The 14,188-nt window shown below is 69.1% G+C and carries 10 protein-coding genes; 1 reads left to right on the top strand and 9 read right to left on the bottom strand.

The features are described from left to right. Window position 1: 1 nt before the first annotated feature. Window positions 2-1,096 (top strand): AbrB family transcriptional regulator, encoded by a 1,095-nt coding sequence (locus C8D95_RS18555; protein WP_109760702.1) that lies wholly within the window; start codon window positions 2-4, stop codon window positions 1,094-1,096. Here C8D95_RS18555 and C8D95_RS18550 read toward each other — a convergent pair. From C8D95_RS18550 to C8D95_RS18510, 9 genes are all read right to left on the bottom strand, one after another. Continuing rightward, complete coding sequence (locus C8D95_RS18550) at window positions 1,093-3,354, bottom strand: acyl-CoA dehydrogenase family protein (protein ID WP_109760701.1); 2,262 nt, start codon at window positions 3,352-3,354, stop codon at window positions 1,093-1,095. The two genes, C8D95_RS18555 and C8D95_RS18550, sit on opposite strands and share 4 nt — an antisense overlap. Next, a complete protein-coding gene (locus C8D95_RS18545) occupies window positions 3,351-4,700 on the bottom strand; it encodes an MmgE/PrpD family protein (protein WP_109760700.1) in 1,350 nt (449 codons plus the stop codon). The genes C8D95_RS18550 and C8D95_RS18545 overlap by 4 nt, the downstream gene beginning before the upstream one ends. Further along, window positions 4,693-5,559: a MaoC/PaaZ C-terminal domain-containing protein gene (locus tag C8D95_RS18540; RefSeq protein ID WP_109760699.1), complete on the bottom strand. Its 867-nt coding sequence runs from the start codon at window positions 5,557-5,559 to the stop codon at window positions 4,693-4,695. The genes C8D95_RS18545 and C8D95_RS18540 overlap by 8 nt, the downstream gene beginning before the upstream one ends. After that, window positions 5,559-7,658, bottom strand: coding sequence for an acetate--CoA ligase family protein (locus C8D95_RS18535; RefSeq protein ID WP_109760698.1), 2,100 nt, complete (start codon window positions 7,656-7,658; stop codon window positions 5,559-5,561). The genes C8D95_RS18540 and C8D95_RS18535 overlap by 1 nt, the downstream gene beginning before the upstream one ends. Further along, window positions 7,655-8,578 carry an SDR family oxidoreductase gene (locus tag C8D95_RS18530; protein WP_109760697.1) on the bottom strand — a complete coding sequence of 308 codons (924 nt, stop codon included), beginning with the start codon at window positions 8,576-8,578 and terminating at the stop codon, window positions 7,655-7,657. The genes C8D95_RS18535 and C8D95_RS18530 overlap by 4 nt, the downstream gene beginning before the upstream one ends. A 20-nt stretch (window positions 8,579-8,598) precedes the next feature. Further along, window positions 8,599-10,560: a tripartite tricarboxylate transporter permease gene (locus tag C8D95_RS18525; protein ID WP_109760799.1), complete on the bottom strand. Its 1,962-nt coding sequence runs from the start codon at window positions 10,558-10,560 to the stop codon at window positions 8,599-8,601. Window positions 10,561-10,636: 76 nt separating this feature from the next. After that, a complete protein-coding gene (locus C8D95_RS18520; protein ID WP_109760696.1) occupies window positions 10,637-11,716 on the bottom strand; it encodes a type 2 periplasmic-binding domain-containing protein in 1,080 nt (359 codons plus the stop codon). Window positions 11,717-11,821: 105 nt separating this feature from the next. Then, window positions 11,822-13,024: an iron-containing alcohol dehydrogenase gene (locus tag C8D95_RS18515; RefSeq protein WP_109760695.1), complete on the bottom strand. Its 1,203-nt coding sequence runs from the start codon at window positions 13,022-13,024 to the stop codon at window positions 11,822-11,824. Further along, window positions 13,024-14,187: a CaiB/BaiF CoA transferase family protein gene (locus tag C8D95_RS18510; protein ID WP_109760694.1), complete on the bottom strand. Its 1,164-nt coding sequence runs from the start codon at window positions 14,185-14,187 to the stop codon at window positions 13,024-13,026. Before C8D95_RS18510 ends, C8D95_RS18515 begins: the two co-directional genes overlap by 1 nt. Between the last annotated feature and the right edge of the window lies 1 nt (window position 14,188).

The following is a 14,188-nucleotide window of genomic DNA, read 5'->3' as shown; positions in this document are numbered from 1 at the left end:
GGTGTCGCGCCTGTTCCTCTGGCTGCAGCGCGGGCTGGCTCTGGCGGTGGCGGCGGCGACCGGCGTCGCGTTCGAGGTGGCCGATGTGCCGCTGGCCTGGATCCTTGGGCCGCTGATCGCGACGGCGCTTTTCTCGGTGTCGGGCCGCCCAGTGCTGGCGACGACGCGGATGCGGCGACTAGGGCAGTTGGTGATCGGTGCCGCGCTGGGGCTGAACATCACCGGCGCGTTGTTGGCGCAGATCGTTCTGTGGGTTCCGGTGATGGTGGTGATCGCGCTAACCGCCGCCTGCGTCACCGGATTTTTCAGCGTGTTTTACGCGCATTTCGGCCGGCTCGACCGCAACACCGCGTTCTTCGCGATGATGCCGGGCGGGCTATCCGAGATGGCGAACATCGGCGCCGCCGCCGGCGCGCGGTCCGAGCCCATTGCCGTAGCCCAGACAGTGCGGCTGGGCCTCGTCGTACTGGTGCTGCCGCCGACGATCATCGCGTTGGACATCCACGGCACCTTTGCGACCATCGTCACCGCCCCGTCGGTTCCCTTGCCCTTCCTGCTGCCGCTGTTCCTCGCGGCGCTTCTGGGGGTCATGGCGATGCGCTGGCTTGGGGCTGCGAACCCCTGGATGCTAGGCGCGCTGGTCGCGGCGGCGGCGCTGTCGTCGTTCGACATGATCGGCGGGCACCTGCCGCACGGGCTGTTCATCGGCGGGCAATACCTGCTGGGCGTCGCGGTCGGCGCGCGGTTCCGGCGCGACATCGTGCTGCGCATGCCGCGGCTGTTCCTGCTGGGCGTCGTGTTTACCCTGCTGGTCACGGCGGCGCTGTTCGGCGTGGCGGCGATCCTGTCGGCGGCAACCGGGCTTGACCTCGCCACCGCTGCACTCGCCTCATCGGCCGGGGGCATCGCCGAGATGTCGGTGACGGCGCAGGTGCTGCACCTCAATTCCGCGCTGATCCTAGGATTCCACGTTACCCGCGCAATCATGGTGAACGCTTTTGCCAAGACGATCCTCGACCTGCAGGTCCGCTTGCGGTTCCTGCCTGCCGTCGAACGGCTGGAAGTCGCGGTCTTCGGCCCCCGGCGCGAGGACTAGCTGCGCGGCAGGCCCAGCACCCGGGTGGCGAGGATGTTCCGCTGGATATCGTTGGTGCCCGACGCAATCTGCGCGGGAAACATAGCGTAGAACGGCGCCAGAACGTCGAGCTGCACCCCGCTGAAGTCCTGCCGCCCGGCGACGCCACCGGCCTCGCCCGCCGCCTCGATCAGGAATTCGGTCAGCCGCTGCGCGCATTCGCCGGCCCAGACCTTGAGCAGCGACACCTCGGGCCCCGGCGACTCGCCGGCGGCGACCTGCCCGGCAAAGCGGGCATAGGCGGATTTCAGGTCAGCCACGTCCAGCGTCACCGCCGCCAGCCGCGATAGGAACACCGGGTCGGCGTCCAACCCCGTCGCCTGAGCCAGTTCGGTCACCAGCTTCAGTGGCCCCTCGACCCGGCGCGGGCTGCCGTTGTTCAGTCGCTCGAACCCGAGTACCGACTTGGCCACGGTCCAACCACCGTGCAGCGGCCCGACAAGATTTTCGGCCGGGATCGCGACGGCGTCGAAGAACACCTCGCAGAACTCCTCGTGGCCGGCGATGTTGCGGATCGGCCGGATCGTGACGCCGGGCGTTGCGAGGTCGAGGAGGAAGAAACTGAGCCCCGCCTGCTTTTTCGCCTGCAGGTCGGTGCGCGCCAGCAGGAACATGTGGGTCGCGTGGTGCGCCATTGTGGTCCAAATCTTCGACCCGTCGAGGGTCCAGCCGCCGTCCCTCGCCACCGCACGGGTGCGCAGGCTGGCCAGATCCGACCCCGCCTGCGGCTCGGAATAACCCTGGCACCAGATCGTTTTGTTCGACAGGATGCGGGGCAGCCAGTGGTCCTGCTGCGCGGCCGTGCCATGCCGCATCAGCATCGGCCCCAGCATCACCGTACCCTGATCGGGGTGGCGCATGATCCCGGCGCGTTCGCGTTCCTCGATGAAGATCAGTTGCCGTGCCGGCGACAGGCCCATGCCGCCCCGGTCGCGCGGCCAGGCCGGGGCCATCCAGCCCTTGGCGACCATCAGCGCCAGCCAGTCGCGCAGCTCTGCTGGTGTCCCGCGCCGGCCCTTGTGGCGTAAGTGGTCGGGGTAGTACCGGTCGAAACAGGCCCGGATGCCGGCGCGAAATACCGGCTCCGGCCAAGCGTTCCAGTCGATGTCGGCGTTGCTGTTGGCCAGAAATTCGGGCGGAGGCGGCGGGAGGTTGGTGTCCTTAGCTTCGGTCAGAGTCGGGCTAAGCGCGTCGCAGCGGATGCGGTGGTGGTCGGCGTTGCCGTGCAAGGCAGCCAGCGACAGGATGCGCCGCAAGTAGAGACCGGCGTCATGGGCATCGGTCACGCCGATGGCGCCGTGCAGCTTGATGGCCTCGCGGCCGATCAACGCCGCCGCATGGCCCGCGCGGGCCTTCGCGCGCGACGCCACAAGGTCCAGCCAGTCAGGGTCAGCCCCTGCGTCAAAGGCGGCGACTGCCTCGTCCCGCACGGCGCGCGCCAGTTCCTTCTGGATGTAGAGGTCCACAGCGCGGTGCTGGAGCGCCTGGAACGCGCCTATCGGCCGGCCGAACTGTTCGCGCAGACGCATGTAGTCGAGCGTGATCTCCAGCGCCCGGTCCATGCAGGCGAACAATTCGGCCGAGGTGGCGATGACGGCGGCAGCGCGGGCGCGGCGCAGGGCGGACCGGCCGGTGGCACCTTCGGCTAGAGCCATGCCGATCGGAACGGCGTCCAGATCCAGCCGCGCGGCATAGGTTCCGTCGGCGCGGGGTTCTGGCGTCACCGTCAGGCCCGGCGTGCCGGGCGGCAGGGCGGCGATCTGGCCGTAGGGGGCCGCAACAAGGAACAGGTCGGCCCCCGGGCCAACTGGTACATGATTCACCCGCCCCGACAATCGCCCCGCCGCGACCGCCAGCGTTCCCCCCGCAGCGACCACCGTGACCCGGCCCGCAGCGATGCCCTGCAGCACCTCGATCGCGTCCACGGCCCCGGCCAGCACCGCCGCTTCGACCGCCACGGCAGCGAGCGGTTCGGGGAGGAGCGCCCGGGCCAGCGGGTCCAGCAAAGCGCAGGCGGCGGCGAGGGTCAGGCCCTGCCCGCCCGCGTCCTCTGGCACCATCACACCGGTCCAGCCCTGTGCCGTCATCGCGTCCCAGACGCCCTGGTCGAACCCCGGCAGCCTACCGCGCAAGGCGCGCGCCCGGTCGGTCGACGCCCCGGCAAAGCGGGCCGCGCTGTTCGTCATCAGTGCCAGCAGGTCGTCCGCGTCGTCGGTCATGCCGCCCGGCCTGCGAGCAGGTCCGCCATTTCGCCCAGCGCGCCGGGGCTTTCGAATCGGTCCAGCGCCGCAAGCAGGCGGGTCGTCCGGCCCTCGCCCAGGACCGGCGTCACCAGCGACAGGAATTTGCCCGCGATGCGGTCGCGGCCCATCGGGTTGTCGGGGTGGCCGAGGAACAGCGTCGTCTCCTCGGTCAGCTGCGTGCCGTCCTCCAGCCAGACATCGATCCGCGCCTGCGACTGCGGCTGGTCGGGCTGCGGGTGCAGCTCTACCACCGGCAGGATCGCCCGGACGCGGGTGTCGCGCAGCATCGGTTCGGCGAAATCGGTGTCCTCCAGCTGATACCCGCAGATTGCCGCCGACAGGCAGAAGGCGACGCTGAATTTGGCCTCGAGCGGGGTCTGCGGGTCCATCCGCCCGGCGGTGAAAGGAGCGCTGCGGTGGACGCGGGTGGTCACGCGGGTGATCCTGCGGCCGGCGAGGCGCGGTCCGATCCTGTGGCCCGCCTGCGCCGACGCATGGGTCGCGCGGCAGCAGGCAAAGGGCTTGTAGCCGTTGCGCAGGATCAGCCAGCGGTCGAGGTCGAGCGGCGGCACCGTGACCTTTCCGTCCTGGATCATCGCGGGCAGCAGGCCCCGGTCGAGGTCCAGCAGATCGGTCGCGGCGGCAAAGCCGTCGGCGGCGAGATCCGCAGCCATCAGCCCGTTCATCGCGGCATGGCCGGCATGAAACGGCTTGGCATGGGTGCCGAAGGACGCGACGAGCCCCGAAGCGGTAGTGGCGGCGGCACCGAGCGCGCTGGCGGTGGCAGCGGCGTCGAAGCCGCGCAGGACAGAGGCCGCCGCCGCCGCGCCGACGACGCCGTGGATGCCCGTAGGATGGAACCCGCGCGCCTGCAAGTTGCGGCCCACACCGTCGATGAAGCCACCACCAAGACGGGCCATCACCTCGAATCCCGCGACGAAGCCCGCCACCGCGCGGTCGCCCTCCTGCCCCTGGTCCAGTGCCAGCGCCAGTGCCGCCGACAGCACCGGCGCCGAGATATGGCCCGATCCGTTTTCGTGGGTGTCGTCGAAGTCGGTGGCATGGGCCATCGTGCCGTTGACCAGTGCCGCGAGCGGGGCGCCGGTGAGGCCGCCGGTGTAGATGCGCGCCCTGCCGGGCATTGCCCAGCGTTGAGCCATGCGCCGGGCGACCAGCGTCACGCCTTCGTTCGCGGCACCCACGGCGACGCCGATGTGGTCGATCAACGCCTCGCGCGCCGCGGCGCGGACCTCGTCCGGTAGCGGCCGGTCGGCGGCCCCGGAGATCCATGCGGCCAGCGCCGCGCTGCGTCCGTCAGCCATCCATCACCTCCGCCTCGCCACCGTCCAGCACCACCACGTCGTCCCGCGCCGGCACCCAGGCGCGGAACCGGTGCGGCCCGCGGGTTTCACGCCACAGCCCGATGCGCAGGGTGTCCCCCGGGTAGACGGGCTGCGAAAACCGCGCCGCGATGGCACGCAGCCGCGTGGGGTCATAGCTGCAGAGCCGGGCCATCACTGCGTGGCCGGCCCTGCCGAAGGTGGCGAGGCCATGCAGGATAGGCCGGGGAAACCCGTGGCGCCGCGCGGTCATGGGATCGACGTGCAGCGGGTTACGATCGCCGGAAAGCCGGTAGATCAGTCCGGCTTGCGGCAGGACGTGGATGTCCATGACTTCGTCCGGGGCGCGATCGGGCATCGGGCGCGGCGGTTCGGCCGGGGTTGGCGATCCGCCAAAGCCGCCGTCGCCGCGCTGCATGCTCGTAGACAGGATCGTGCAGAGCGAGCGGCCGTCCGGGTCCGACACGATCTCGCGCCGGGTCGTCACAAGTGCGGCCTTGCCTGGGCCCTTGTCGATGACCTCGGCCACGGTGTTGTCGGACCGCACCCGCCCCGCCACGGGGATCGGTGCGTGCAGGGCGAGCCGGATGCCGGCGTGGACGCTGCGGCCCGAGGATCCGACATCGGCGTGGCGTATCCAGGCATGGGGCGCTGCGAGGATAGCAGCCATCGTCGGCAGGGCCAGCAGCCCTTCCTCCCAGACGAAGCGCAACTGACACGTGTCCAGAGGGTCGGCGCCCAGGCCCACGCCCAGCGCGTAAAGCATGGTGTCGCGCTCGGTCCACTCCATCGTGGTGACCGGAATGCGGTAGGCGGCGAGCCTGTCGGGGTCGAGCGGCATCAGCCCAGGTCCTTTAGCGTGATCACTGCATCGGCGGCCAGCACGGTGTCGCCCTCGACGAACAGCGGGTTGATGTCGATGACGGCGATCCGATCGCGGTGGTCGGCGATCAGCCAGGACAGCCGCACCAGCGCATCGGCCACGGAGTCGCGGTCGGCGGGCGCGGCCCCACGCCAGCCGTCGAGCAGCGGCTTGCCGCGCAGGCTGTCGATCATCGCGCGGGCGGTCGCGGCCGAGACGGGGGCAAAGCCGTAGGCGGTGTCGCGCAGCAGTTCCGCGAAAACCCCGCCCAAGCCGACCATGACGATAGGGCCGAAACAGGCGTCGTCCATCGCGCCGAGGATCAGTTCGGTGCCGCGGGTCATCTCTTGCAGCAGCACGCCGTCGGGCGGCGTGTCGGGGCTGGCGGTGCACGCGGCTCCGGTCACCTCACGCGCGGCGGCCCTCACCGAAGCCAAGTCAGGGAGGTTCAGCCGCACGGCCCCGGCCTCGGTCTTGTGCGGCAGGCCGGCACAGTTCGCCTTGACCGCCAGCGGATAGCACAGGCCGTGATTCGCCGGCACTGCGCCCGCGACATGCAACGTGCGGACTTGCGGGATGCCGTATGCCGCCAGTACCGGGCGGGAGTCCCCCTCGCTCAGAAACCCGCCCCGGTCGGGCAATTCCAGCGCGGGACGGGGCAGTGGGCGGGGGCTGGGGTCGCCAGGCGGCGCGGCTTGGGCGGCGGCAAAGGTGGCGAGCGCCCGCGCCGCTGTCGCGGCACGGCCGACCGTCAGGAACCAGGGCACGCCTGCGGCATCCAGCGCCGCTTTGCCCTCGGCATGATCCTCGGCCACCGTCGCCACCAGCACCGGCTTATCCGCCGCATCGCGGATTGCGGCGAGCGCGCGGGCGGCCGCGGCCGACCCGGAGGTTTGACCGGATCGGACCATGACCATATCCACGCCGTCGTCGGCCAGCACGATGTCCGTCGCGATGTTGGACAGGCTGCGCCCGTCGCGGCTGCCCTCGCCCGACAGGTCGATCGGGTTGCCGGTGCCCGAGAATGGGCCGAGCCCGTCGCGCAGTGCCGCGCGGGTCGCGTCGGACCAGGCCGGCAGGGTCAGCCCGGCTTCGGAGAACCGGTCGGCGGCGATCACCCCGGCCCCGCCCGACCCGCTGACTAACCCGACGCGGGGACCGCGAGGCAGCCGCCCGCCAAGGAAGCCGCGCGCCACGTCCACGAGATCCTCGTAATCGCGCAACTCGATGATGCCGCCTTCGCGGAACGCCGCACGGAACAGGTCGTAGCTGCTGGTCAGGCTCGCCGTGTGGGATGCGGCGGCGGTGCGGCCGGCTGGGGTGTTGCCGACCTTCCACACCAGGATCGGCTTGCCCAGCGCCAGCGCGCGGCGGCCGAGCGTCAGGAGGCGGCGGCCGTCGCGGACGCCTTCTAGGAACGCGGTGACGATCCGCACGTCGTCGCGTTCGAGGAAGTGGCCGACGAAATCCAGCGCGTCCAGATCGATGCTGTTGCCGACCGACACGACATGGTTGAACCCCAGCTTCTCGCGGCTGGCATTGCGCAGCAGGGTGAAGCCGTAGCCGCCGCTTTGCGTCGCCATCGCCACCGGTCCGGGGATGTAGTCGCGGACCCGAAACCCCTGGCCAAAGCCGCAGTGGATGTGCTCGGGGATGTTAAGGACGCCCATGCAGTTCGGACCGACGAGCCGTACGCCGGCCGCACGCGCAACGCTCGCCAAGTTAGCCTCCAGCAACTGACCGTCCGGCCCCGCCTCGCGAAAGCCCGAGGACAGGATCACCGCAAAGGGGATGCCGCGCGCACCGCAGTCGCGGATGACGTCGGCGACCCGGTGTGCGGCGACCGCGACCAGTGCCACGTCGCAGGGGTCGGGGACGTCGCGGACCGACGGCACGCAGGGCAGGCCCATTACCCGGACTCGCGTCGGGTTCACAGGATGCACCGTGCCGGCGTAGCCATAGCTGGTGAGGTAGATCATCGGCTGCCCGCCGACCGACCGCGCGTTGTCCGAGGCGCCCACCACTGCGATCCCCCGCGGCGAGATCAGCCGGCCGAGGTCGGGCGCATCGGGTGTCACGGCAGATAGCCCTTGAATACATCGCGGGTCCGGTCCAGCGGCACGAAATTCGGCGCAAATACCGGCATGACGTGGTCGGCGATGGTCTGCGGGGTCCAGCCCTCGGCGGTATGCGCCTGCCGGACCGGGCGGGGCTGGCTGAACAGGACCAGCTCGTTGTCGCGGGTGTAGAAGATCTGGCCCGAGACATGGGCCGCCAAGTCGCTGGCCAGATAGACGACAATCGGCGCGTTGCGTTCGGCCGGGATGGTCCGACGCGCGGCGGCGCGGGCGCGTTGTTCCGACGTCTGGGTCGGGATCGATTCCGTCATCCGGGTAAAGGCCGTGGGGGCCACGATGTTCGACCGCACGTTGAACCGTGCCATGTCGATCGCAATGGCCTTGGACAGGCCCTGCAGGCCCAGCTTGGCCGCGCCGTAGTTCGCCTGTCCCATGCCGCCGATCAGGCCCGAGGTCGAGGCGACGTGGACATAGGCGCCGGCTTCTTGCGCCCGGAAGTGCGGCGCCGCCGCGCGCGAGACGTAGAAGCTGCCGGAAAGGATCACTGACAGGGAAAGATCCCAGTCCTCGCGCGTCATCTTGTGGAATATCGCGTCGCGCAGGATCGCCGCGTTGTTCACCACCGCGTCGATCCGGCCAAAGTTGTCCAGTGCCTGCGCGACCATGCGGTGCGCGCCGTCCCAGTCCGCGACGCTGTCGGTGTTGGCCACCGCAGCGCCGCCCGCCGCCCGAATGTCGTCGGCTGTCTGTTCCGCCGGCCCCGCCTCGCCCCCCGCGCCGTCCACGCCGACGCCGAGGTCGTTGACCACGACGCGCGCGCCTTCGGCCGCCATTGCCATGGCGATGGCGCGACCGATGCCGCGGCCCGCCCCGGTGACGAGGACCACCTTGCCTTCGACCGCCTTGCCTGGTGTCGCCATTTCCAAATCCCTCTCTGGCCTCAGAAGCCCCAGTCGATCAGCGGCGCGACCAGCGCCACGTTCAGGACCGAGGTCAGCAGGTAGAGAAACGCCGCCATCGCCGCCGCACCGAAGATCGCCCAGGGCCAGCGCACCCGGGCGACCCCCAGCAGGAACAGCCCGACGAACACCGGCGAGCCCACCGCAAAGCCCAGCACGGCGATTAGCCCTGCAAAGCCCGCGATGATGCCCGCCCCGTGCCACAGCGTTAGGTCGCTGCCGGAGGTATCGAGCCCGAGGTCGCCATCAAACAGGATTGAGGCCCCGTCCGGCGCGCGCGCCAGCCTGTATATCCCCACCGAGATGAACATCAGCGTGATGACGGCGACGGTCAGCGGGAACACCCGGCCGAGGAAGCGCAGATCCCAGGTATCCAGGATCACAGCGAGCGGCACCAGCAGGAGCACGGTCGCAAAGGCCACCTGCGGCAGCCTGCGCGGCGTCTTGCCCTCCATGTCGCCGACCTGGTCGCTGACCCGCGTCTTGCTGCGCCAAGCCATATAGCCCGTCACTGCGACCAGCAGGAACAGCACAATCGACACCGGCCGGTAGAGAAAGCTGAATCCGTAGATCTGAGCGGTTCGGTAGAACGCCGCCTCCAGCCCCGAGGACAGCACAAAGCCGATCAGGAAGGCCGGGCGCGACCAGCCAAACCGCTTGAGAAAGATCGCGATGCCGCCGACGGCCATCATCGTCAGAAGGTCGCCCCAGCTTTGCGTCGCCTGGTAGGCGGCGAAAAACACGACGCTCAGCAGGAACGGCGCAAGCAGCCGGTAGCGCACCGCCGTCAGCCGCGAGATCGGCGAGGCCAGCGCAAAGGCGATCCCGGCGCCGAAGATGTTGGCGACGGCGATCGACCAGATGATGGTGAAGGTGAGCGAAAGGTTTTCCTGCACCATCTGGCGGCCCGGAGTAATGCCGATGAGGGTAAAGGCCGCCAGAACCAGCGCCATCGTCCCCGACCCCGGGATGCCGAACAGCAGGGTCGGGATCAGCGCGCCGCCCTCCTTGGCGTTGTTAGCGGATTCGGGCGCGATCACGCCGCGGATGTCGCCCTTGCCGAATTGCGACTTGTCCTTGCTGGTCTGCACGACGTGGCCATAGGCAACCCAGTCGATGACGCTGCCGCCGATCCCGGGCAGCGCGCCGATGATCGTGCCGATGGCCGAACAGCGCAGTACGATCCATTTGTGGATCCAGGTATCCTTCAATCCCTGAAGCCAGCCCTTTCCCAGAAGCTGCTCCTCGGCGATGCGTTCGCGAGTGCGCAGCACCTCGAGGATTTCGGGGATCGCGAACAGGCCCAGCGCCAGCACCACCAGCGGGATCCCGTCCGACAAGTAGAGGCTGCCATAGGTCATGCGGTATTCGGCGGTTGCCGTCGCCGCGCCGACGCAGCCGACGAGGATGCCAAAGCCGCATCCGGCCAGTCCCTTGATGACGCTTGGGCCGGTCAGCATGCCGACCAGGATGAGCGCCAGGATGACCAGCAACAGCTGTTCGCCGAACCCGATCATCAAGAGGATCGGCTTGGCGAAGAACACCGCAAAGGTCAGCACGAACGCGCCGAACACGCCGCCCACCATCGACGCCATGAATGCCGCCGACAGCGCGCGCGCGCCCTGCCCCTTGCGGGCCAGGGGGTAGCCGTCCACCACCGTCGCCTGCGACGAGGAACTGCCAGGAATCCCCATCAACACCGATGGGAAGGTATCCGACGTATTGGTGACCGATGTCATGCCGATAATCATGGCCAGCGCCGAGGTCTGGTCCATGCCGTAGATGAACGGCAGCACCAGGGCCATCGCCGTCAGCCCGCCGAGCCCGGGCAAGAGGCCCACGCTCAGCCCCAGGACCACGCCGAACAACAGGTGCAGCAGGTGCTGGATCTGGAACAACTCCACAAAAGCCGGCAGCGCCGTTGTGCCGAGGACATCGAACATTTCGATCACTTCTTTCTCCGCCCCTGCCGGGCCTCAGGTTGAGGGCGGCACCTGATGGCACCACCCTGTCGTCGCGTCAGTAGGTCACCGACCAGGTGTCGGCCAGCCAGCGCAGCAATTCCGCCTGGGCCTCGTCGGAGATTACGGACGCCTGCCGGTGGCCGCGTATTGCCGCCTCGCCCACCGCCTGCGGATAGCCGCCCAGTTCGAGTTGCAGGGTCGGGTCCGCCATCTCGGGCCGGTTCACCACGCGCTGCATCGCGGCCTGGTAGGTGGCGAAGATGTCGTCCGGCGTGCCGGGCGGCAGCACGATGGTCTTGGCGGTGGACATGCGGATCGCGAACATGGCGTCCCAGACCTCGCGCTGGACCCCGGTCACCGGCTCGCCATGCACCATTTCATAGAGTTCCATGCAATGCGGCGTGTCCGGCAGTGTCGGGTCGCGCTCCAGTTCTCCGGCCTCGTTCAGATAGCCCATGGTAAAGATCGGCACCATAACGCCTTCGTCCATCATCGGCTTGAGCTCTGATTCCCAGCCGGCGAGGTTATCGTAGTTGACCTGGCTCTCGCCGCGTTCGAACGCCTGTCGGCTTTCCCCGCGCGAGGTTCCCCAGACGCCCAGCACTTCGATGCCGAGCAGGTCATAGCAGTACATCACCGGCATGTCGGCCTTGGCCGGGCCGTCGCCGACGTGGACAAAGGTGTTGTCCTGAAGCAGTTGCACGTCCTGCAGCGAGTCGCCGGTGAACCCCGCATCCGCCCGGCCATAGGCCACCAGCCCGTAGGGCGAGGCGAGGATCGGGCGGAATTCCGACAGCGGGTATTCCACCGTGGCATCGCCCAGCAGCGGGGCAAAGTAGCTGCCGGTGCCCAGCGCCGCGATGGTCAGCCCGTCGGGTTCGGCGGTCTGGGTGAACTGATTCAACCCACGGATCGACCCGCCGCCCTCGACATTGGTAATGACGATGGTCGGATTGCCCGGAAGCTCTTGTTCCAGCAGCGGCGCGATGGCGCGGGCGTGGGTACTGGACCCGCCGCCCGGGCCGTAGGGCACGATGAAGTCGATGGTCTGGCCGCTGAAATCGACGTCCTGCGCAGCGGCAGGAAGCGCCAGCGCCGCGGCGAACACGGCGGCGGGTAGGGACTGAAGTCGCATTGTCTCTCCTCCTCTGGTATATGGGTCAGTTATCGTAGGGGGGCTTCTCTCGGCCCGTTCCGTCTTCCGCCGCCGCCCGCCTCCTCCGCGGGCGACCGCGGGTCGTCAATACATCTCCTCAAGCAGGGCGAGCACCTGGGCCGCGTCGCGCGGCGGGCGCGGCGTCGGGGCAAGGGTCCGGTCCCTTAGCGTCAGTTCGGCCACCTTGGGCAGATCCGCCCGCTGCACCCCCACGGCAGACAGCGTAGCGGGCAGGCCAAGGTCGGCCACCAGCGCGCGCACCCTGGCCTCGGCCCGTTCCGACGCCTCGGTGTCGGACGCGGCGTCGCGGATGCCCATCGCGGTGGCGATCCGGCGCTGCCGGGCCAGCGTATCGGGCCGGTTGAACCGCATCATGTGCGGCAGAACGATGCCGCCGCTGATGCCATGCGGAATGTGGCTGACCGCGCCCAGCTGGTGGCAGATGCCGTGGCCAAGGCCTATCCCGCCCTTGCCCGCACCGAACGCCGTCATCCAGTTCAGGAATTGCAGCCGCCCGCGCGCGGCGATGTCCTGCGGATCCGCCAGCGACGGCACAAGGTCGCGGAACACAATCGCAATGGCTTCGAGGCAGGTGCCCTCGATGAATGGATTGGCGTTCTTGGCGTAGAACCGCTCGATGGCGTTCTGCAGCGCCTTGACCCCGGTCGAGGCCCAAAGCCGGGCCGGTGTCTCGGCCGCCAGTACCGGGTCCAGCACGATCACCCGCGGCACCACGCCGGGGTCGATGAAGATGTCCTTGGCGCCGGTCGCGTCGTCGGTGATGCCCATCGCCGACGAAAACTCGCCCGAGGTCAGCGTCGTCGGCACCGCGATCACCGGCGGCTTGCGGTTGGTCAGAGACGGCACCGTGATCTTCTGCGTGCGGTAGTCGTAGTCGGCGCGCAGCGCGTCCAGATCGTCGCCTTCTCCGAGGATCAGGGCGACGCCCTTGGTCCCGATGATCGCGCTGCCGCCGCCAATGCCGATCAGGCAGTCCGCCCCGGCCTCGCGCGCCGCTGCCGCCGCAGCAAGGACCGTGGAACGAGGCGAATGTTCACCCATGCCGGCAAAATGCCCCGCGAGGCGGTCACCCAGCCGGAGCTTCAGCTCCCCCACCTGCGCATGGGCGCCGAGTGTGCGGCCGGTGATGACGAAGGCGCGCGAAGCACCCATTGCCTCAACCTCGGCTGGGACCGCGCTGTACAGCGTGCCCGGGCCATAGCGCACACGGGTCGCGGCAGGAATGTCGGCCTCGCCCACCGGGGCGGATGTTGGAGTCGCGGTCATCACTCCGCCTCCGCGGCTGCGGCGCGCACCTGGTCCAGGACCGCCTGATCCTCGCCCAGTTTCCGGCTGGGCCAGCGGATCGTACGGTCCATCCCTTCGTAGACCATCGGACTGGTCGGCAGCGTCACGGGCCCGTAGATCGGATGGTCGATGTCCACCAGCGCGCCGCGCGCGTGCAGGTGCGGGTCGGTCATCACCTCGGACAGCTCGCGCACCGGGGCCGCCGGAACGCCGACCGCGACGAGGCCGCGGAACAGCTCGTCCTTGGTGAACCCAGCCGCCCAGCCGGCGACGAGCGCGTCGACCTCGTCGATGCGGGCCACGCGGTCATACATGGAGGCATAGCGGGGTTCGTCGATGGCCCAGTCCTGGCCAAAGAACCGCGCCAGCGCGCGCCACTGGTGTTCGTTGTTGGCGAGGATCGCGCACCAACCGTCGCGGCAGGCATAGACGTTGTAGGGCGAGATCGACAGCCCGCCGTGCTGGTTGCCGGTACGCGGCGGGCGGTCCTTGTTGGTGCCACTCATCAGCCCGAGGTTCGACGCGAGCGCAGGATAGATTGCCTCGAACATCGACACCTCGACCGCCCGTGCGCGCCCGGTGCGTTCGCGTTCCAAGAGCGCTGTGACGATGGCACCATACAGATGCACCCCGGCGTTGAAGTCGCAGATCGCCGGCCCGGCCTTGACCGGCGGGTTGTCGGGAAAGCCGGTGATGCTCATCACGCCGCTCAGCGCCTGCACGGCAAGGTCCATCGCCGGATAGTCGCGGTAGGGGCCGGTGGTGCCAAAGCCGGAGCTGGCCGCATAGACCAACTTGGGGTTCAACTCGGCCAGCCGCTCGCGTGAAAATCCTAGCCGGGTAAGCACGCCGGGGCGGAAGTTTTCCACCAGCACGTCGGAGGTTTCAATGAGCGCGGTCAGCTCCGCCTTTCCCGCCTCGGTCTTGAGGTCGAGTTCGACGAAGACCTTGCCGGAATTCAGCATAGCATGGGGGATATGCGCGCCGCCGCCGTCGCGTTGGCGGCGGCGGGTGTGTTCGCCGCCCGGCGGCTCGACCTTGATGATCTCGGCCCCGGCCATCGCCATCAGGAAGGTGGCATAGGGCCCATTGTAGATCTGGGTCAGGTCGACCACGCGGATGCCGCTGAGAGGCCCGTCCATG

Source organism: Silicimonas algicola (assembly GCF_003148765.1).
In the GTDB taxonomy this organism is placed as follows: Bacteria; Pseudomonadota; Alphaproteobacteria; order Rhodobacterales; family Rhodobacteraceae; genus Silicimonas; species Silicimonas algicola.
The sequence above is the reverse complement of the archived record's forward strand: the minus strand, read 5'-3'. Positions and strand labels throughout refer to the sequence as shown.

Excerpts from the sequence above, each read along its gene's own strand:
- C8D95_RS18510 (WP_109760694.1), bottom strand. The coding sequence starts at position 14,187 with ATGGACGGGCCTCTCAGCGGCATCCGCGTGGTCGACCTGACCCAGATC.
- C8D95_RS18520 (WP_109760696.1), bottom strand. The coding sequence starts at position 11,716 with ATGCGACTTCAGTCCCTACCCGCCGCCGTGTTCGCCGCGGCGCTGGCG.
- C8D95_RS18550 (WP_109760701.1), bottom strand. The coding sequence starts at position 3,354 with ATGACCGACGACGCGGACGACCTGCTGGCACTGATGACGAACAGCGCG.
- C8D95_RS18515 (WP_109760695.1), bottom strand. The coding sequence starts at position 13,024 with ATGACCGCGACTCCAACATCCGCCCCGGTGGGCGAGGCCGACATTCCT.
- C8D95_RS18545 (WP_109760700.1), bottom strand. The coding sequence starts at position 4,700 with ATGGCTGACGGACGCAGCGCGGCGCTGGCCGCATGGATCTCCGGGGCC.
- C8D95_RS18530 (WP_109760697.1), bottom strand. The coding sequence starts at position 8,578 with ATGGCGACACCAGGCAAGGCGGTCGAAGGCAAGGTGGTCCTCGTCACC.
- C8D95_RS18525 (WP_109760799.1), bottom strand. The coding sequence starts at position 10,560 with ATGTTCGATGTCCTCGGCACAACGGCGCTGCCGGCTTTTGTGGAGTTG.
- C8D95_RS18540 (WP_109760699.1), bottom strand. The coding sequence starts at position 5,559 with ATGCCGCTCGACCCCGACAGGCTCGCCGCCTACCGCATTCCGGTCACC.